This is a genomic window from Dyella sp. Tek66A03, assembly GCF_052567735.1.
On record NZ_CP199584.1, the window covers coordinates 29,124 to 47,708 of the forward strand.

Below are 18,585 nucleotides of genomic sequence, written 5' to 3' on the forward strand. Positions count from 1 at the left end.
TGCGCGCAGCAGTGACTGGCGTGCGAGTGTAAGGCCGCCGCAGGGCAATGCGATGTCCGGTTTGGGCGCGCCGTTGGGCACCGCTCAGCTGCCAGGTTGGCAGCAATGATCAGTTCGCCGCCGCCGCGCCTCGCCCAGCGTCAAACGCTGTCTTGAAACGCGGCCAGAACTCCGTGCCCCAATGTTTCAGCTTCTCCACATAGACCAGTTTCTCGGGAAAGCGCGTGATGGTGCCGGGTTGCCAATCGGTGTCCGCCGCCGTTGCCACGGTGCTGGAAGTTATGTGGTCGGTCTCGGGGTTGAACATATAGCGAACCTCCAGAAGCCCCCAGGTTTCTGCTCGGGTGAGGCGTAGCGTCATCATGTCTTGCGGAAAGCTCACGCCCTTGGCAGCCAGATCCCCGGCGGCCGCTCGGTCGAGCTGATCTAATTTCTTTGTCCGGTCTGCCCATGACTCCAGAGGGGACAAAAACATAGGAACCATGATCCAGCAGGACTGGTGGCCCGATGGCGAGACAGCCTCGGCGGCTACGTAATTGTTGCCCTCCGAATGATCCATGCATCCCTTGAGGGCAGGAAATCCCGCGCCAGGATCCGACAGACTCCGAGCAGTCGTGACACGTATGGCGCCCATCAGCCGGCGATTCTTGACCTGACCCAGGTACAGCATTTCTCCCTTGGCAGTGGGTGTCTTGAATCGGAGATTTGCCAGCAACAGCCAGTCGCCGGGTGGAAGCGGCACGTCGAAGCCATCGACGCGCAGTGAGCCATTGAAGCGATGGCCGGTGATCGCGTTGTCGAGGCCCTCCTTGGTAGGAATGGCGCTGGGTGTCGCGAGCGAAAGGCTCGCTGTCTGCACGTTTGGGCTCACCAATTTCGGCGTCGGCGGCAGTGGCGGCGCCTTGACCTCGGCGGGCGGCTGGACCGGGGCCTGTGGCGTCGGAGTGGCAGCCACGCTGGGTGAGGGCGCAGGGAGGCTCGGCTTGGGTTGCGGTGTGTAGGACGCTTGAGTGTTCGACGAGGCCGCTGGTGCCGGCGTTCGATTGGCGGGAGCAAACAACAGGAACAGCAACGCCAGCAGCGCCGCCGACAGTCCGGTGAAGCGCCATAGCGGCGCCTTCTTCCACAGTCGTCGGAAGGTTCGATGGGCCGACTCGGCGACATTGGCGTTCACGCAGCTGGCCTCGCCACAACCCGCCCGCCGACGGCGACAAGCGACACCTCGCTATGACCTTTCTGCTTGGCTTCGATAAGCGTGTCTGCGATCGACTCTTCGGCCAGACGCACCAGGTCGCGCGCCGAAGCGGCCGAGCCGAGCTTGCCCTGACGTCGCATCATGTCCAGCAAAAGCTCAGGGTCGATGCCACCCAGTGCCACGTCGAGACCATAACCTTTGATCATCGATTCGATTTCAAGCGCAGTCACACGCGCCACGTCCAGGCCAGACAGCGATCGGAAGATGAAGATGCGGTCCAGGCGGTTGATGATCTCGGCAGCGAAACCCGATTCGCGCAGAGCATTGGTCGACGTGCGCCGAAGTTCTTCGGCATCGTTCGCGTGTCGCTCGATGAGCGAATGAAGCGTATCGGTCGCGGCATTCGTGGTCAGGATGAAGATCGATTGCGTGGTCGAAATCTGTTTGCCATCCGAGGCCTCGGTGACAAAGCCATCGTTCCATGCGGTGAGAAAGTTCTTCTGCACATCCGCATGGGCTTTTTCTATCTCGTCGAGCAACACGACGGCATCGGGAGCATCACGCAGGCCAGCGGTGAGTTTTCCATAGGCGTCCGAACCGACGTAGCCTTTGGCGGAGCCGAACAACTGAGTCGCCCCGTGGCCGCCGCTGGCGAACTGCGTCATGTCGAAATGCAGCAACTTGCGCTGCAGGGAGTTACTCAAACACTTGGCCAGATAGGTCTTGCCGGTACCCGGCGGCCCAGCCAGCAGAAACACGCCGACGGGTTTGCCACGTTGCTTGAGCGCAAGGCGGCGACGGATCTGCGCGGCCATGTCTTCGCAGACCGCGTCCTGACCGATTACCTTGCTTTTGAGCGTTTGCGCCAGCTGTTCAGCATCAATGAAAACGGCGTCTGGCTGATCATTGAGCCTGGCTTCGAGTGCCGTGCGATTGGTCAAACGGTCGAGAATATCCATGAAATAGCTTCCTTCACCCGAATCAGGTTGCACCAGTCGCTGGCGCTCGTTGAAAAATCCCATGAAAAAAACCAGCCACAGTGCGATCGACAAACCCATCGCCCACCACGCATAGGTGTGCAGGTAGGTGGCGGTCTTGCCGAGATAGCCATCGAAGGCGTGACCGCTGGGCGCATGCTGAAGCCAGAACTGCGCGACCGCGATCATGGCGATCACCAGGAAGGCCACCGGCATCAGCCGGGTGGCCAGCGAAGTAAGCCAGCGCATCAATCCACCCTCACTCTCAGACCCAGTACCTGTCCCTCGCTCATCACGGGGAACACAGCGCGAGCACCGCCCGATGCAAACCCAACGGTGATGCCGCCGCCGTCGCCATCCTTCACGCCGGTCACCCGGATGACGCCGTCAGCAGGCATCGGCACGGCAAAAGTATCGCCACGCTTGGTCAGCCTGACTGTGCGGGAATAGCCGTGGCTGTCGATACGGACTACGTCGCCATCCTCGGCATCGGTATCCCACAGGTAAATCCAGACCAGCCGCAGGCGCTGGGCTTGTGCTTCAGGCTTCGCGACGGGGGCCGGCGCCGGTTGCTGCTGGGAAACGGCGGACGGAGCGGGAGCTTGCGTTGCCAGCGCCGACGGCCCGCTCAGGTCGGCCTTGAGGGATGCGAGCGCCGCTGGACTGAGCTGCATGTCCTGTAGCGCGCGATTGATATCACCCGGGGTGACCACCGACAGTGGCAGCGGATCGAGCGCGCGGAACGCTTCAAGGCGGGCTTGCGCGTTCAACAGACTGACGTCGTCGTGCGGTTGTGCGATCCCGTTGGATAGTGCGTAGGACGCAGCCGCTACAGCACCGGCCAGCAGCAATGTCGCCAATCCCGACTTTGCGATCACCGGTAGCGAATGCGAATGTCGCTTCCCAATACTTGCAGGCGGATTCGACCGCTGCGCCTTGCTCTTTTCGTCCGCCATGCAACCCCTGCGATGCGTGATTGAACTTGTGATTCAGAGCAGGAAGCAGGCCGCCGGGCAATCGTTCGAGGCGGCTGCCTCCATACGGCTCATTGTTTCGTGGCGGGCCCCTGCAAGTATGGCTTCGGATTTACCTTGGCCGCGTCAATGGTGAGACCAGGAATGATATTGGTCACCTTGACGAGGCTGATCTGTTGGATGACACCCACGAAACCGGGGCTCAGCTTCGGATCGTTGGCCTTCGCGCGCAGGTTCTGTGCTTCGAACGTGAAGCGAGCGTTGATCGTCCAAAGACCTTCGTTGATGCCGAGTTGCCTGATGAGAGAGGTGATGATCTCTTCATGGCTGAACTCGAATCGGGTTACATCGACCATTGTTTGTCACTCAGCAAGGCGGAAATTGCGGCATCAATGATGCGGGTACTGACCGTGATAGCGCACCAGGGACAACTCGCACGGCGATGATCTTGCTTAGTAGACGTCCTCAGGGCAAATCATAAATTCTCTTCGAAGAAGGCTTCGAAGTGAGCGTATTTTCTTGCTGGTATGATGCCGGGGAAATCGATGCTCACGGTTACATCAAGGGTGGCCGTGGAATTGCCTTCATCCCAACCTTTGCTGGGATGAAGGCAAGGCAAGCCTTGCTGCGACTAAACGGCCGCGTCCGCCTCGACGTGGTAATGCGTCGCCACTTCCACTTCCTTCTTCGAACCGAGGAACACCGGCACGCGCTGGTGCAGGCCGGTCGGCTGCAGGCCCATGATGGGTTCGCGGCCGGTGGTGGCGGCGCCGCCGGCTTGTTCGATGATGAAGGCCATCGGGTTGGCTTCGTACATCAGGCGCAGCTTGCCGCCCTTGGACTTGATCTTGGCGTCCAGCGGATAGAAGAACACGCCGCCGCGGGTGATGATGCGATGCACATCGGCCACCATCGAGGCCACCCAGCGCATATTGAAGTCCTTGCCGCGCGGGCCGTCCGTGCCGGCCAGCAGCTCGCCGATATAGCGCTGCATCGGCGCTTCCCAGTGGCGCTGGTTGGACATGTTGATGGCGAACTCAGCGGTCTCTTCCGGTATGCGGATATCGCGGCGGCTGAGGGTGAAGCTGCCGACTTCGCGGTCCAGCGTGAACTCATGCGTGCCATGACCGAAGGTCAGCACCAGCACGGTGGCCGGGCCATAAACCACGTAGCCAGCGGCCAACTGAGTGGTACCCGGCTGCAGGAAGTGCTCGGCCTTGGGTTCGGTGACGTCGTCCGGGCAACGCAGCACCGAGAAGATGGTGCCGACCGAGATGTTCACGTCGATATTGGAGCTGCCGTCCAGGGGATCGAACAGCAACAGGTGATGACCCTTCGGGTACATGTCAGGGATCGGCTGCGGATCTTCCATTTCCTCCGACGCGCAGGCGGCGAGCTGGCCGCCCCAGGCGTTCGCTTCCAGCAGGATTTCGTTGGAGATCACATCCAGCTTCTTCTGCGCCTCGCCCTGGATGTTGCCGGTGCCGGCCTCGCCCAGCACGCCACCCAGCGCGCCCTTGTTGGTGGCCACGGCGATGCGCTTGCAGGCGCGCGCGACGACCTCGATCAGCAGGGAAAGCTCGGCGTTCATGCGGCCGGCGCGACGTTCCTCGATAAGGAACTGGATGAGCGAGATGGACTTCATGACAAACCCGGGGAAAAAAGTGTGTCCATTGTCCCGGCTCGGGCCGGGCGGCGCCAGCGGCTTGCCTGACTGCCGATTCATGCTGATCGGGGCAGGCTGCTGACAACACGTTGGCAGTAGGGGGTCACCAGACTGGTGTTCGTCAAAAGGAGGGATTCTCAATGCGCGACACAGTGTATTTCCTGGCATTCGATGGCTATGCCGACTGGCACGCGGCACAAGCCCTGTGCGAAATCCGCCGCCCGGGCGAATGGCGGTTGCAGACGGTGGGGTTCTCGTTGCAGCCCGTGCTGTCGATGGGTGGCTTGCGGGTGCTACCCGAACTCACCCTGGATGAGATGGAGCTGGATCGGGCGGCCTTGCTGATCGTGCCCGGTGGCTATGCGTGGGAGCGCGGGCAGGGCGCAGAGGCGGTGGAAGCCACGCGGCGCATCTATACCGCCGGCGCCCCGGTGGCTGCTGTCGATAGCGGTGTATTGGTGCTGGCACGGGCCGGCCTGCTGGATGCCTGCCGTCATACCGGCAGCTGGCCCGGCCACATCGGTACCCATGTGCCCGCTTACAGCGGCGCCGAGCAGTACGACGCCGGCGTGCTGGCGGTCAGCGACGGCGGTGTGATCACCGCCAGCCAGGTGGGCAGCGTGGAGTTTGCGCGTGAGGTGATCCGCACGCTGGATCTGTACAGCCCCAGCGATCGCGAGCACTGGTTCCGTTTGTTCAAGCATGCCCTGCCGCCGCCGTGGTGCGCGGGCGACCTTGCCACCGCCGCGGCCGTGGCTGCCTGAGGAGGATGTCATGCCATTCCCGATCGGACGGATTCTTATGGCTTACCGGCCGTTGTATTTGCGTGGCTTGCTGATGGACGGCCAGTACCGCTTGCCGGCACGCCCGGAGCCTGCAGCGGCCGTCGAAACAGAGCGCAGCAGTACCGAGGTCGAGGCCAAGCGAATGCCTGCCACACCCCAAAAACCGCTACACGGAGCTACCACATGATCAGGACTTATATGGGCAGCTGCCATTGCGGTGCCGTGCGCTACGAGGCGGAGCTGGACCTGGCTGCCGACACCGGCCGTTGCAACTGTTCCATGTGCGGCAAGCTGCGGTATTGGGGCGTCACCGTGAAGCCCGAGGCGTTTCGTCTGGTCGTCGGCGAGGACGCGCTTGTCGACTATCAGTTCAACACCTTCAGCGGCCATAGCCTGTTCTGTCGCCATTGCGGCGTGCACGCCTTCCATCGGGGCTATCTGAAGGAGATCGGTGGTGACTACGTCTCCATCAATCTGGCTTGTCTGGACGATGCCGAGGACGAGGTGCTGGCTGCCGCGCCGCTCCGTTATTTCGATGGCCGCAATGACAACTGGTGGTCGACACCAGCGGTTACGCAGCATCTGTGACTCGCCCTGGCGACGGCGCCTGCTGGCCGTCGCCCTCCGCAGCAACGAGGTAGCCATCATGACCACGCCACGAGTCACCTTCTATCACGCACCCAATAGCCGTTCCGGTGGAACGCGCGCGCTGCTCGAAGAACTGGGTGTCGAATACGACATGCACGTGCTGAACTTCAGCAAGAACGAGCAGCGTCAGGCCGAATACATGGCCGTCAATCCGATGGGCAAGGTGCCGGCGATCTGGCACCGGGGTGAACTGGTCACCGAGCAGCCGGCGGTGTTCATCTACCTCGCCGATCTGTATGCGGCGAAGGGACTCGCACCGGGCCTCGACGATCCCTTGCGTGGGCCGTATCTGCGCTGGATGGTGTTCTACGGCTCGTGCTTCGAGCCCGCCGTGGTCGACCGTTCGATGCAGCGCGAGCCGCCGAAGCCGTCAACCTGTCCTTACGGTGATTTCGACACCATGTACAACACCTTGGTGTCGCAGCTCGAACGCGGCCCCTACATGCTGGGCGAACGCTTCAGTGCACTGGATGTGCTGTGGGGTAATGCGCTGCATTGGATGACCATGTTCAGGCTGGCGCCGGAGCTGCCGGTGGTCCGCGCCTATATCGACCGGGTCATCACGCGCCCCGCCATGCAACGCGCTGCGTCGAAAGACGCTGAGCTGGCCGCTGCACTGGCGGCCTGAGCGGTGCCTTCCCTCCGGGGCGGCGATTCCCGCCGGGGCCGCCGTTCCAGGTCATAGCCCCATGTCCTTCGCAAACCATGACTCACGGCGCTGGCCCGCCGCCCGCCGCTCGGCCATCATGCGCCGATGCGTCGCGCCGACCGGCTCTTCCTCATCATTCATGCCCTGCGTGGCCGCCGCACTGCGCTGCAGGCGCGCCAGCTGGCGGGCACGCTGGGGGTGTCGCTACGCACGGTCTACCGTGACGTGGCTGACCTGCAGCTCTCGGGCGTTCCCATCGAAGGTGAGGCCGGCGTGGGCTACGTCCTGCGCAAGGGCTCGGATATCCCTCCGCTGATGTTCACCGCCGACGAGCTCGAATCGCTGGTGGTCGGCACGCGCTTCGTGCGCGCCTTCGCCGGGAAGAAGCTGGCGGAAAGCGCCCAGGCCGCCTTGCTGAAAATCGAGGCGGTGCTGCCTCCCGACTTGCGCGAACGGGCAGGACGCACGCGCATTTATGCGCCGATCTGGCGCGACCAGAGCAAGACCGATTTCGCCGCGCTGATCGATCGGCTCAATGCGGCGATCTGTGACGGTCAGGTGCTGCGCCTTGAGTACAGCGACGAGGCCGGCCGCACCAGCACCCGCGAGGTCGAGCCACTGTGCCTGGCGTTCTGGGGCGGTGCCTGGACACTCGGCAGCTGGTGCCGGCTCCGCGTCGGCTTCCGTAACTTTCGCCCGGACCGCATTGCCCAATGCACCATCACCGGAGAGCGCTTCGGTGAGGCGGAAGGCCGCAATCTCGATGCGTATCTGCATGCCATGCGTGGCTACTACGAAGGCATGGAATAGGCGCAAATCCTTGCGTGGATGGGACACGCAGCGCCTGCGTCGATTCAGTTACCCTCGGCGTGACCTCTTGCCAAAGGAGCCGCCGATGTCCACGCCCCACGTGCCTCATCCCTTGCTATCGGTGGCGCCCGACAAGCTACGCCCCACCCAGATCACAGTGGGCAAGGCTGAAGTCGCCGAGAAGCGCGACATCTGGCGCAACCTCGGCAAGAAGAAGCGCAAAGAGCTGATCGCAGCGCACTGGTTTCCCGGCGTGGTCGGACCCAAGGGCAAGATCTATATCGTGGATCACCATCACCTCGGCCTCGCCCTGTTGGAAGAGGGCGTGAAAACCGTGCCGGTGATGGTGCAAAGGGATTTTTCCTGGCTGGAGCCCGATGTGTTCTGGCGCACCATGGAATTCAACCGCTGGGCGCATCCGTACGACCAGCACAGCAACCGCATGAGTTACGAGGACATCCCGGCCAGCCTGGACAAGCTCGCCGACGATCCGTACCGCACACTGGCGGCCCGCGCGCGGGAAGCCGACGGCTACTCCAAAGACGCCATGCCCTACGCGGAATTCCTGTGGGCGGATTTCTACCGCCGCCAGTTGCAGCTGCCAGGGGGCAAGGTCAGCGCCAAGGTGATGCAGCAGGCTTTGTTGCTGGCGCATGGGCACGCGGCGGCCTATTTGCCGGGTTGGGCCGGCGCCAGCGAATGAGCGCCGTTCTGAAAGTCGCACCGACAGGCAGCACGACAGGTACCGACATCCTGGCCGGACTGTCCATTGCCGGCTTGCTGTTGCCTGAGGCCGTCGCGTATTCCGGCATTGCCGGCCTGCCACCCCAGGCGGGCGTCATCGCCTTGTTTGTCGGTCTGGCCTGCTATGGCCTGCTCGGACGCAGTCGCTTCGCCATCGTATCGGCCACCTCGTCCTCGGCGGCGGTGTTGGCGGCCGGCACCTTGGCCATGGCGGGCAGCGGCCAGGTATCGCGAGCGGCCATAGCGGCCACCCTGGTGTTGCTTACCGGTGGTTGCTTCCTGATCGCCAGCATCGCCCGCCTGGGCGGACTCTCACATCTCATCGCACGGCCTGTGCTGCGCGGCTACACCTTCGGGCTTGCCTGCGTGATCGCGCTGAAGCAGCTGCCGCACCTGATCGGTGTGCCGGAACTACACGGCGATTTCGTGCCCTTGCTGTTGGTCCGACTGTTGCGCGATTCGGCCGGGCTGCACCTGGTGACCTTGGGCTGTGGCGTCGTGGCGCTGGCCCTGCTGTTCGCCGGCGAATGGTTTCGGCGCGTGCCGGGCAGCCTGGTGGTGATCGTGCTGGGCGTGGCGGCATCGGGCTGGCTGGCGCAGCGAGGCGTGCCATTGACCGGTGAAATTCAGCTGGCGCCGCAATGGGCGTGGCCGACCTGGCCAAGCAGTGGACAGTGGTTACCCAGCGTGGAACTGGCGGCGGCGCTGCTGCTGATTCTCTACGCCGAGTCGTACAGCTCGATCCGCGGCTTCGCCCTCAAGCATGGCGACAAGGTGGACACGAACCGCGATCTCGCCGTGCTGGGCCTGGCGAATGCGATTTCCGGCCTGCTGCACGGCATGCCGGTAGGTGCGGGCTACTCAGGCACCTCGGCCAACGAGGCCGCAGGTGCCCGTTCGCGCCTCTCCGGCCTGGTGGCGGCAGCCTGCGTGCTGTTGATGGTTTGCCTGCTGCTGCGCTGGATCGAGCGGATTCCCCAGCCGGTGCTGGCCGCCATCGTGATTCACGCGGTAAGCAAATCGATGCGGCTGTCGACCTTCGCACCGTATTTTCGCTGGCACCGGGACCGCCTGGTGGCGCTGGCCGCGGTGCTGGCGGTGCTGTCGCTGGGCATCCTCAACGGCCTGCTGTTCGCCATCGCCTTCAGCCTGATCATGCTGTTGCGCCAGCTGGCGACGCCTCGTTTGAGCGTGTTGGGTCGATTAGGAAATGGCCACGATTTCGTGGACATCGAGCAGCATCCGGAAGCCGTCCAAGCGCCGGACATGTTGATCGTGCGGCCGGAGGAGCCGCTGTTCTTCGTCAATGCCGAGGCGGTGCTCGCACAGGCGCGGCATCGTGTCGAAGCACGTCAGGGTCTGCAGCGGGTGATCCTGAGCCTGGAGGAGTGCCCGGACCTCGACGGCACCGCGCTCGAAGCGGTGAGCGATTTTGCTGCGTGGCTCAGCGCTCGTGGCATCGAGCTGCGCGTGGCACGATTGAAGAACGCCGCCCGCGACGCACTCTCGCGTCTGGCGATACCCCAGCTTTCGCCACAGGCGCTGGACTACTGGAGCGTGGAGGATGCAGTTTCGGCAATCTCATCCACCTCATCCTCGGCCAAGGGAAACCCTTAGTGAACAAGGCAATGCGCATGACCTGGCTGGCTGCAGCCGCTCTCACGCTGACTGCACCGGTCTGGGCCGATCAGAACACCACTGATAAGAGCACCACTGATCAGGGCACCGCTGATCAGAGCACCGACGCCCGCTTCAGGCAGATCTATGAGCAGGAATGGGCCTGGCGCAATGGGCAATCCGGCATCAGCACCTCGGGCGAGGCGCAGCCCAATGGTTCGCGCCTGGACAACGTGGACGCGGCCAACCAGCAGAAGCGGCTCGACTACTGGCAGAAAGTGCTGACCAGCCTCGATGGCATCGACTCAAAGCACCTGACGGCCGAAGAACAGGTCAATTACGCGGTCTACCGCGCGCAAATCCAGAACCTGCTCGCCGCCCAGCAGTTCAAGCAGTGGCAGATGCCGTTCAACAGCGACTCGGCGTTCTGGAGCGAGCTTAGCTATGTGCTCGAGGGCGACAACCTGCGTACGGCGAAGGACTATCGCCGTTACCTCGATCGCCTCGGCCAGGTCCCGTCTTATTTCCAGCAGCAGATCGCCAACATGCGCGATGGCCTGGCACGCGGCTTCACCGTGCCTCGCGCGGTACTGGACGGCCGTGACGTATCGATTGCCTCCGTCGCCGAGCTGAAAGATCCCGCCCAGAGCAGCTTCTACAAGCCGTTCGAAAAGATGCCGGCCTCGATCGCGCCTGCCGATGCGGCGAAGATGCAGGAAGAAGCGCGCCAAGCCGTCGCCAGCAAGGTGATTCCCGCCTACGGCAACCTGCTGACCTTCTTCCGCAAGGAATACATGCCCAAGGCGCGTACCACGCTGGCGGCGGAAGCCATGCCCGATGGCAAGGCCTGGTATCGCCAGCAGATCATCGAATACACCACGCTCGACCTCAGCCCCGATGCAATCCATCAGATCGGCCTCGACCAGGTGGCGAAGATCCACGCCGAGATGGTCAAGACGATGCAGGAGACCGGCTTCAAGGGCAGCTTCGCCGACTTCCTGCATTTCCTGCGCACCGATCCGCAGTTCTACGCCAAGACGCCTGACGAACTGCTGATGCGCACCGCCTGGGTGGCCAAGCAGGTCGACGCGCAGCTGGGCAGGGAATTCGGCCGCCTGCCGCGCCAGCGCTTCGCCATCGTGCCGGTGTCGCCCGACATCGCGCCGTACTACACCTCCGGGCGTGGCGGCGCGAACAGCTACCTGGTCAACACCTACGACCTGCCATCCCGGCCGCTCTACAACATGCCGGCCTTGACCCTGCACGAGTCGGCGCCGGGCCATTCGCTGCAGCTGGCCCTGGCGGCCGAGCAGAAAGGCCAGCCAGCGTTCCGTCGCGAGGGCTACATCTCCGCCTACGGCGAGGGTTGGGGGCTTTATTCCGAGTATCTCGGCAACGAGATGGGCATCTACAAGACGCCGTATGACCGCTTTGGCTATCTCACCTACCAGATGTGGCGTGCGGCCCGTCTGGTGGTCGATACCGGCATCCACCATCTGGGCTGGACGCGCCAGCAATCCATCGACTTCATGACGCAGAACACCGCGCTGTCCGACCGCGAGATCGCCAACGAAGTGGACCGCTACATCAGCTGGCCGGGTCAGGCGCTGTCGTACGAGCTGGGTTACCTGAAGATCCTCGAATTGCGTCAGAAAGCCGAGCAGGCGCTAGGCAGCAAGTTCGACATCCGTCACTTCCACGACACGGTGCTGCAGATCGGCTCGGTACCCCTGCCCGTACTGGAACAGCGCATCGATCGCTTCATCGCCGACGGCGGCCCGGAGCCGGATTTCAGCGGCGATTGCGCCAAGGAAACCAAGGCCCCGTAACCCTTCCTTACTCCCTCTCCCCTTTCGGGGAGAGGGCTGGGGTGAGGGGCCAATCTTGCGGAAGCGTCGTTTCAGAGAGAGCTCTCTAGTGAGCTCCAGAGCCGGCCGCACTTGCAACCAACCCAGTCATTCCAGCGTGGAAAGCAAGCAAGATCACGGCCCCGCCGCATCCGCCTTGCCGCTCTCCGCAAACCGCTGCAAGCGCTGCAGTTGCTCCATCATCACACCATCGACGTCCGGCGCGAGCTTGTCCAGGCCGCTATTGCTGGCGCCATTGACGCGATATTCGAATTGCAGCGTCGTGCCATCCGGCGCCGGCTTGAGCACGAAGGTCATCACACCTTGCACCGCCATGTTCTGCAGCGGACCCAGCGCGGTATCCAGCCGCAGCAGATGGTTCGGGCTGGCCCAGATCACGCGGCCGTGCGCGACGCTTTGATCATTCCAACGCTCGCAGAAGCAACCACCGGCCTCGGCCTGGATACTCAGGTGTGCGGCATCGCCGGAGTAGGTGTGTTTGCCGTTCCACCAATGCCCGATATCGATAAGCGCGGCATAGAGCTTGGCCGGCGCCACGTGCACCGTGCGCGTGTTTTGCGACAGGAAGTGGTCGGGGCCAGCTTCCTTCACTTCGGCATGGGTGGTGCAGGAGAGCCCCATAAGCAGGGCCACGATGACGCTGGTGCGCATGGCGATTCCTCCCTCGCAAGTGCGCGGAGTATGCGACCAGGCTGGGGCCCATGGCATGGGTCGGATGGTTGATGGGGCGTCGACCTCGACGGTTGGCAAAGATGCACCAGTAAAGTACAATTGGCCTTGACTTCACTGGGAGAGTCAAGCCATGGCAGCTCATCTCCAGCCTGAAACGATTCCTGGCGCCGATCTGGGCGGCCCCGCGCTGCGGGCATTCTTCAACCTTGCCGAACGCTGGAACCTGCGCATGGCCGATCAGCGGCGCCTGCTAGGTGATCCGCCGGAGTCCACGTTCTACAAGTGGAAGCGCTTGCAGAGCGGTACGCTCAGCCGCGACGTACTCGAACGCATCAGCTATCTGCTAGGCATCTTCAAGAACCTGCAGATCCTGTTTCCCGATCCGCAGCAGGCCGACAGCTGGGTTCATCGCGCCAACCAGGCGACTTTGTTCGGGGGACAGTCCGCCTTGCAGCGCATGTTGTCGGGCAATGTCGCCGACCTCTACGTGGTTCGCCAATACCTGGATGCCCAGCGCGGCTGGAACTGAACCCGCTTACCTTCCTGGCCGCCCGGTGATGGCGTGCTGCGGGGCACGTCGCAGCCGGCGATACGCCGGCCCTGCATACTCATCCCTCCAGCAGATCGCCCGGGGCACGACACGTCATGGCCGACCATCCCCCGCTCAAACGCATCCGCTGGAACCAGGCCTATCGCATTGTGCCCAGTCGGTTTCCGCCGGTGGGCGTGTTCGATCGCATTGCCGAGCCCGGCGATCTCGATGCGCTCTACGCGATTGAGGCGATGACCAATCCGCGCCTGCGCGACGAGCTGGGCGAGCTGCGCCTGGTGCCCCCGGAACGACGCGTCAGCGGACCCGGTACGACGCCGGTGATGGCCGCGTTCACCCACCTCAATCCCGAGGGGAGCCGCTTTTCCGACGGCAGTTGGGGCGTGTTCTACGCCGCGCACAGCGTGGCCACCGCGGTCGAGGAAACGGTGTATCACCGCGAGCGCTTCCTTGCCGCCACTGCTGAAGCGGCATGCGATATCGAAATGCGCTGCTATCGCACCAGCATCCAGACCAGGTTGCACGATTTGCGTGGCGGCTGGAGCGCCGAACACGATCCGGATAGCTACGCTGCCGGCATAACCCTGGCGCGGCGGTTACGCGGTGAAGGCTCCGATGGTCTCGTCTACGACAGCGTGCGTCATCGAGGCGGTGAATGCGTGGCGGTGTTCTATCCGGACCGCGTTGCGCCGTGCGTGCAGGCGCAACACCTGATGTACCGCTGGGATGGCAAGCGCATCGCCCAGGTACTTACCGTCGACGAGTGGAAGCGCGGTTGATGGCGACCACTCCTGAAAAAAGAACGGGCCTCCCGTAAGGGAGGCCCGTCTGGCATCCATGCCATCAAGCGTAGGCGATCAGAAGCGATAGCCGAGGCTGATGCCGTAGACCATCGGATTGATGGTGGCGGTGCCCACCTTGGTGCCGCCCACCTTGACGTCGCTCTTGATGTTGATCCAGCGCACGTCAGCGGTGACGATCCACTTGGGATTGATGGTGACGTCGATACCTGCATGCGCAGCCACGCCCCAGCTGTTGGCGATGCTGACGCTGGCGCCTTGCAAGGCACCGGCACCCTTGGTGTCGAAGAAGTTCGTGTAGTTCACGCCCAGGCCAAGGAACGGCGACCAGGTGCTTTGCGGCATGAAGTGGTAATTCAACCCGACCGTGGGCGGCAGTTGCTTGGTCTGCGCGACCTTGCCGATACCCGACAGCCGTACATCGTGCTCGAACGGCCACGCGGCGAGCACGTCCACCCCTAGGTTTGGCGTGATCATGTACTCGAGGCTGGCCGATGGACGGACGCTGCTGTCGACGCTGGCCTTGAGGCCGGCGAGGGTGCCGTTGTTGCTCTTGGGATCGACCACGTGGGCGCCGAAGCGTACGACCCAGTTGTCATTGGTATCTGCGTGAGCGGCAGGTGCGGCGATGGCACCCAAGGCAGTGGCGATGAACAGGGGAAGTAGTGCTTTCATGGGAGTTTTCCGCTCTTTTGTCTATCGGGACGAGGCCATGGTCGTTAGGATCCCATTGAGCGGTTTTGACCTAGGTCATGCCGACCTGGGGCATACGGACGCAGTTGGCGTGGCGCCAAAACGAAGCGGCCCGCTGACAAGGCGGGCCGCTCTGAAACGTTCTATCCGTCTAGCGATCAGGTATCGGCGTTGGTCGCCCAACCTTCACGGTTGCCGCGCGTGAATACGCGGTCGGTGTCCAGGACATCGCCAGCCGCGTGGGCGGACTGTTCCCGCAGCGTGGCGTAGATCGGCGTGAAGTCCGGACGCGTGGCTTCGAACAGCTGCTCGAAGCTGTCGATCACGAAATAGGTCTGCTGGTAGGTATCGATGCGGTAGCGCGTGCTCATCACGCGATCCAGCCCGAAACCGATGCGATTGGGCGAGGGCGAGTCCAGCGAGTAGATCGATTCGCCCTTGGAGCTGACGATGCCGGCACCGTAGATGCGCATGCCGTCCCTGGTGTTGATCAGGCCGAATTCCACCGTGTACCAGTACAACCGCGTGAGGTTCATCAGCGCCTCGGGGCCGATCGCGAACGCCTTCATGCCACCGCGCCCGTAGGCCTGCATGTAGTCGGCGAAGACCGGGTTGAGCAACAACGGCACATGCCCAAACAGGTCGTGGAACAGGTCCGGTTCGCTGAGGTAGTCGAGCTGGTCGGGCTTGCGGATCCACCAGCTGACGGGGAAGCGGCGATGTGCCAGGTGGTCGAAGAACACCTCGTCCGGCAACAGGCCCTCCACCGCCACCAGTTCCCAGCCCGTGGTCGCACCGAGCACCTTGTTCAGGTCGGCGAACTTGGGGATACCCCCATCGCCGAGGCCGAAGCGGGCCACGCCATCCATGAATTCCTGGCAGGCACGCCCTGGCAGCAGGTCGCGCTGGCGCTGGTACAAGGTGTCCCAGACCTCATGGTCGGTGGGGGAATAGTCGGCCCAGGGCTGCTCGACCACACCGGTGGCGTAAACCGGCACATAGCCCCGGTCGGTCTGATGGTGTTCGACGCGGCGCGGCGTGGTGTTCATGGAGGGCTCCGGATGGCGCAGGCCAGCATGTCACTGGGGATGCCACAGCATATGGCCGATGGCGCACACGATGATTGTTTTATTGCTTTGATTCAGATCATGTGCGCAATAATCAGTGCATCTAGTCAGATACGGCGGAATTTTATTGCCATGACGACCCTGGATCGTACTGATTTGCGCATCCTGGCCGTACTGCAAGGCGAAGGGCGCATTACCAATGCCGAGCTGGCTGAACGCGTCAGCCTGTCGCCTTCCGCCTGCCTGCGCCGGCTGCAGCGCCTGGAAGCGGAGGGCATCCTCACCGGTTACACCGCCCAGGTGGACCCGCAGGCGATCGGCCTGGGCCTGCAGGCCTTCGTGCGCGTCCAGCTCACCAAGCATGAGAGTGCGGCGGTGGAGCACTTCGTAGGGCTGGTCAATGGCTGGGACGAAGTGGTGGCCTGTTATGCGCTGACCGGCGATATGGACTATCTGCTGCACGTCTACGTGACCGATCTTCAGGACTTTTCGCGCTTCCTGCTCGACCGTTTGCTGAACGCCGCGGGGGTGGCCGACGTCAATTCGAGTTTCGTCCTTCGTACCGTCAAGCGTTCGGCCGCTTTGCCCTTGGCCCAACTTGAACGTTGAAGGCGGAGGATTCGGGATGCTCTGATCAATTCAACGAGGGTGGCATGATGTCCAGAAAGCCCGCGGGGTGTGGGGCGCGGCGCCGCGCAGGCTGGCTGCCTGGGCAAGCCGCGCACCGCGGCCTGCGGGCTTTCCGGACATCACCCGAAGGGCCGGCTCTGTCTGCCCGCAGCTGCGCGCCGCGCCGTCTCGGCAGGCGGCCAGCCTGCCTTCGCCGACGCAACACGCATCTGCGGGCAGACAGAGCCGGTGACACCCTCGTTGAATTGATCAGAGCATCCCTAAGTCGCAGGGGCTTCAACTAACGCTAAACTAACCAGACTGATGAACACCGACACTGTTTCCGCCCCGGACCGCCGCGACTTGATACGACCCCTGCGTTACGCCTGGCGCGTACCGTTGTTGTTTTTGCACGCGATTCTTGGCGTCCTGCTGTGCGCGTTTGTCCTGAGTTTGGGCCGCAACGCCGTGATGAAGAACGGCCGCGAGCCGTTCCCGCACCGCACCATCCGTTGGTGGTCCACGTCGCTCTTGCGCATTTTCGGCCTGCGTTCGGTGCGTGTGGGCAAACCGCTCGCCGATCCGGTGCTGTTTGTGGCCAACCACACCTCCTGGCTCGACATCGAGTTGTTGCACAGCCAGCGCGCGGCCTGCTTCGTCGCCAAGGCGGAGATCGCCCGCTGGCCGCTGGTGGGCTGGATGGCCGCCGCTGGCGGCACCATCTTCCACCGTCGCGGCAGCAATCATTCGCTGGCGGCGGTCATGCAGGTGATGGTGGACCGTTTGCGGGGCGGGCGCTCGGTGGCGGTATTTCCGGAGGGCGGCACCGGCCACAACGGCGTACTGCGGGTGTTCCACGCGCGTATTTTCCAGGCCGCACTGGATGCCGACGTTCCCGTACAGCCCGTGGCGCTGCGTTTTGCGCGTGACGGTCGACGGGTGGTCGAAGCCGGTTTCCGCGAGCATGAGAATTTCCTGCAGAACTTCCTGCGTTTGCTCGGCGACGCGCCGCTCGATGTCGAGGTGCATTTCCTCGAACCCGTACCGGGCACGCCGGATGCACGTCGCCGCATGGCCGAACTGTCGCGCGAGCGCATCGCGCTGGCACTGGAAGACAAGCCGACCCACGACAGCCGCGCATGAGTCTGCCGAAAGGAAAGGATTTCCAGCCACCGTGGCCGCTACGCAGCGGCCACATCCAGACCATGCTGTCCTCGAGCGGCGTGCGCCGGGTGCTGTTGCCCAAGGCTGCGCAGACCGTCTTGGACGGTGCCGAGCCGGTACTGGTCGACGGTGGTGATGGGGTAAGACTCACGGGTGCCTACACCGCGCAGAAGACGCCGTCCCCGTCGCGCGGCCTCGCGGTGCTGTTCCACGGCTGGGAAGGCAGCGTCGACTCCACCTACGTGTTGCAGACGGGCAGCCGCTTGCTGGCGGACGGGTGGGATGTCTTCCGGCTCAACTTTCGCGATCACGGCGATAGCCACAATCTCAACGAAGCGCTGTTTCATTCGTGTCGCATCGACGAGGTGGTCTATGCGCTGCTGGATATCGCGCAGCGCTACCCGAACCGGCCGATGGCGCTTGCGGGCTTCTCGCTCGGTGGCAATTTCGCGCTGCGCGCGGCCTTGCGCGCACCGGCCGTGGGCCTGCCGTTGAGTTACGCGCTGGCGGTGTGTCCCATCATCGATCCCAGCGAAGGCCTGTTTTCGCTGGAGGAAGCCGCGCCATGGTTCTACCAGGCGTACTTCATGCACAAGTGGCGGCGCTCCTTGCAGGCCAAGCAAGCGGCGTTTCCGCATCAGGAATATTTCGAGCTCGCCGAGTTGAAGCAGAGCCTGCGTGGGCTGACGGCTTCGCTGGTGTCGCGGCACACGGATTTCGGTTCGCTCGAAGCCTATTTGGACGGCTATTCGGTGGCTGGCCAGGCGCTTGCCGGCCTGCACGTGCCGGCAACCATCCTCACCGCGCGCGACGATCCGGTGATTCCGGTCGACGCGTTCGAGAAGTTGCAGCTATCGGCCAACGTCGAGCTGGATATCTCGGACTACGGCGGGCACTGTGGGTTTATCCGCGGCTGGGACATGACCAGTTTCACCGACGAATACATCGCCGCGCGGTTCAACGCGATCGCGGCGGCCTGAGCACGGCCAGCTACTGACGTCTTGTTGCCGGAGCATCGTTGACACCCGCTAGGGTGGGTACGACGATGCTCCGTCATGCGCCGAAGGAAGATCGGTATGGGCGCCTTGTTCCGCGAA

The 18,585-nt window shown here is 63.4% G+C and carries 21 protein-coding genes; 13 read left to right on the forward strand and 8 right to left on the reverse strand.

All coding sequences use genetic code 11. From position 1 onward, the window contains the following. Window positions 1-109 precede the first annotated feature (109 nt). From ACT01B_RS00110 to ACT01B_RS00130, 5 genes are all read right to left on the reverse strand, one after another. Window positions 110-1,174, reverse strand: a complete 1,065-nt coding sequence (locus ACT01B_RS00110; RefSeq protein ID WP_445145380.1) for a hypothetical protein — start codon at window positions 1,172-1,174, stop codon at window positions 110-112. After that, the gene (locus tag ACT01B_RS00115) at window positions 1,171-2,421 is read right to left on the reverse strand and encodes an AAA family ATPase (RefSeq protein WP_445145381.1); all 1,251 of its coding nucleotides are present in this window, start codon (window positions 2,419-2,421) and stop codon (window positions 1,171-1,173) included. The genes ACT01B_RS00110 and ACT01B_RS00115 overlap by 4 nt, the downstream gene beginning before the upstream one ends. Beyond that, the gene (locus ACT01B_RS00120) at window positions 2,421-3,128 is read right to left on the reverse strand and encodes a hypothetical protein (RefSeq protein ID WP_445145382.1); all 708 of its coding nucleotides are present in this window, start codon (window positions 3,126-3,128) and stop codon (window positions 2,421-2,423) included. The genes ACT01B_RS00115 and ACT01B_RS00120 overlap by 1 nt, the downstream gene beginning before the upstream one ends. A gap of 89 nt (window positions 3,129-3,217) precedes the next feature. Beyond that, window positions 3,218-3,502, reverse strand: a complete 285-nt coding sequence (locus ACT01B_RS00125) for a hypothetical protein (protein ID WP_445145383.1) — start codon at window positions 3,500-3,502, stop codon at window positions 3,218-3,220. 275 nt (window positions 3,503-3,777) lie between these two features. Then, window positions 3,778-4,791 (reverse strand): class 1 fructose-bisphosphatase, encoded by a 1,014-nt coding sequence (locus ACT01B_RS00130; protein ID WP_445145384.1) that lies wholly within the window; start codon window positions 4,789-4,791, stop codon window positions 3,778-3,780. 161 nt (window positions 4,792-4,952) lie between these two features. Between ACT01B_RS00130 and ACT01B_RS00135 the strand changes: the two genes are divergently transcribed. The 8 genes from ACT01B_RS00135 (at window position 4,953) to ACT01B_RS00170 (ending at window position 11,894) form a co-directional block, all read left to right on the forward strand. Next, window positions 4,953-5,576 (forward strand): DJ-1/PfpI family protein, encoded by a 624-nt coding sequence (locus tag ACT01B_RS00135; RefSeq protein ID WP_445145385.1) that lies wholly within the window; start codon window positions 4,953-4,955, stop codon window positions 5,574-5,576. A gap of 10 nt (window positions 5,577-5,586) precedes the next feature. Next, window positions 5,587-5,784: a hypothetical protein gene (locus ACT01B_RS00140; RefSeq protein WP_445145386.1), complete on the forward strand. Its 198-nt coding sequence runs from the start codon at window positions 5,587-5,589 to the stop codon at window positions 5,782-5,784. After that, a complete protein-coding gene (locus ACT01B_RS00145; RefSeq protein WP_445145387.1) occupies window positions 5,781-6,185 on the forward strand; it encodes a GFA family protein in 405 nt (134 codons plus the stop codon). Before ACT01B_RS00140 ends, ACT01B_RS00145 begins: the two co-directional genes overlap by 4 nt. Before the next feature lie 58 nt (window positions 6,186-6,243). Next, entirely contained in the window at window positions 6,244-6,873 is a 630-nt protein-coding gene (locus tag ACT01B_RS00150; RefSeq protein ID WP_445145388.1) for a glutathione S-transferase family protein, read from the forward strand. A 126-nt stretch (window positions 6,874-6,999) separates the two neighbouring features. After that, window positions 7,000-7,704, forward strand: a complete 705-nt coding sequence (locus tag ACT01B_RS00155; protein ID WP_445145389.1) for a helix-turn-helix transcriptional regulator — start codon at window positions 7,000-7,002, stop codon at window positions 7,702-7,704. 85 nt (window positions 7,705-7,789) lie between these two features. Further along, complete coding sequence (locus ACT01B_RS00160) at window positions 7,790-8,407, forward strand: ParB-like protein (protein WP_445145390.1); 618 nt, start codon at window positions 7,790-7,792, stop codon at window positions 8,405-8,407. Then, complete coding sequence (locus tag ACT01B_RS00165) at window positions 8,404-10,065, forward strand: SulP family inorganic anion transporter (protein WP_445145391.1); 1,662 nt, start codon at window positions 8,404-8,406, stop codon at window positions 10,063-10,065. Before ACT01B_RS00160 ends, ACT01B_RS00165 begins: the two co-directional genes overlap by 4 nt. 17 nt (window positions 10,066-10,082) lie before the next feature. After that, window positions 10,083-11,894, forward strand: a complete 1,812-nt coding sequence (locus tag ACT01B_RS00170; RefSeq protein WP_445147549.1) for a DUF885 domain-containing protein — start codon at window positions 10,083-10,085, stop codon at window positions 11,892-11,894. Between the two features lie 153 nt (window positions 11,895-12,047). On the opposite strand, the gene ACT01B_RS00175 is transcribed toward ACT01B_RS00170, so the two are convergent. Further along, window positions 12,048-12,584: a hypothetical protein gene (locus ACT01B_RS00175; protein WP_445145392.1), complete on the reverse strand. Its 537-nt coding sequence runs from the start codon at window positions 12,582-12,584 to the stop codon at window positions 12,048-12,050. Between the two features lie 151 nt (window positions 12,585-12,735). On the opposite strand from ACT01B_RS00175, the gene ACT01B_RS00180 reads away from it, so the two are divergent. Together ACT01B_RS00180 and ACT01B_RS00185 are read left to right on the forward strand one after the other, a co-directional pair. Continuing rightward, a complete protein-coding gene (locus ACT01B_RS00180; RefSeq protein ID WP_445145393.1) occupies window positions 12,736-13,134 on the forward strand; it encodes an MbcA/ParS/Xre antitoxin family protein in 399 nt (132 codons plus the stop codon). Window positions 13,135-13,250: 116 nt separating this feature from the next. Then, window positions 13,251-13,934 carry an RES family NAD+ phosphorylase gene (locus ACT01B_RS00185; protein WP_445145394.1) on the forward strand — a complete coding sequence of 228 codons (684 nt, stop codon included), beginning with the start codon at window positions 13,251-13,253 and terminating at the stop codon, window positions 13,932-13,934. A gap of 78 nt (window positions 13,935-14,012) precedes the next feature. Here the strand turns inward: ACT01B_RS00185 and ACT01B_RS00190 are convergent, their stop codons facing one another. Together ACT01B_RS00190 and phhA are read right to left on the reverse strand one after the other, a co-directional pair. Continuing rightward, window positions 14,013-14,630, reverse strand: coding sequence for an OmpW/AlkL family protein (locus ACT01B_RS00190; RefSeq protein WP_445145395.1), 618 nt, complete (start codon window positions 14,628-14,630; stop codon window positions 14,013-14,015). Window positions 14,631-14,806: 176 nt separating this feature from the next. After that, a complete protein-coding gene (gene phhA / locus ACT01B_RS00195; RefSeq protein WP_445145396.1) occupies window positions 14,807-15,697 on the reverse strand; it encodes a phenylalanine 4-monooxygenase in 891 nt (296 codons plus the stop codon). Window positions 15,698-15,847: 150 nt separating this feature from the next. On the opposite strand from phhA, the gene ACT01B_RS00200 reads away from it, so the two are divergent. The 3 genes from ACT01B_RS00200 to ACT01B_RS00210 all read left to right on the forward strand — a co-directional run bounded on the left by ACT01B_RS00200 (window position 15,848) and on the right by ACT01B_RS00210 (window position 18,468). Then, window positions 15,848-16,324: an Lrp/AsnC family transcriptional regulator gene (locus ACT01B_RS00200; protein WP_445145397.1), complete on the forward strand. Its 477-nt coding sequence runs from the start codon at window positions 15,848-15,850 to the stop codon at window positions 16,322-16,324. A 324-nt stretch (window positions 16,325-16,648) separates the two neighbouring features. Beyond that, complete coding sequence (locus ACT01B_RS00205) at window positions 16,649-17,467, forward strand: lysophospholipid acyltransferase family protein (RefSeq protein ID WP_445145398.1); 819 nt, start codon at window positions 16,649-16,651, stop codon at window positions 17,465-17,467. Then, window positions 17,464-18,468 carry a YheT family hydrolase gene (locus ACT01B_RS00210; RefSeq protein WP_445145399.1) on the forward strand — a complete coding sequence of 335 codons (1,005 nt, stop codon included), beginning with the start codon at window positions 17,464-17,466 and terminating at the stop codon, window positions 18,466-18,468. Before ACT01B_RS00205 ends, ACT01B_RS00210 begins: the two co-directional genes overlap by 4 nt. Window positions 18,469-18,585 lie beyond the last annotated feature (117 nt).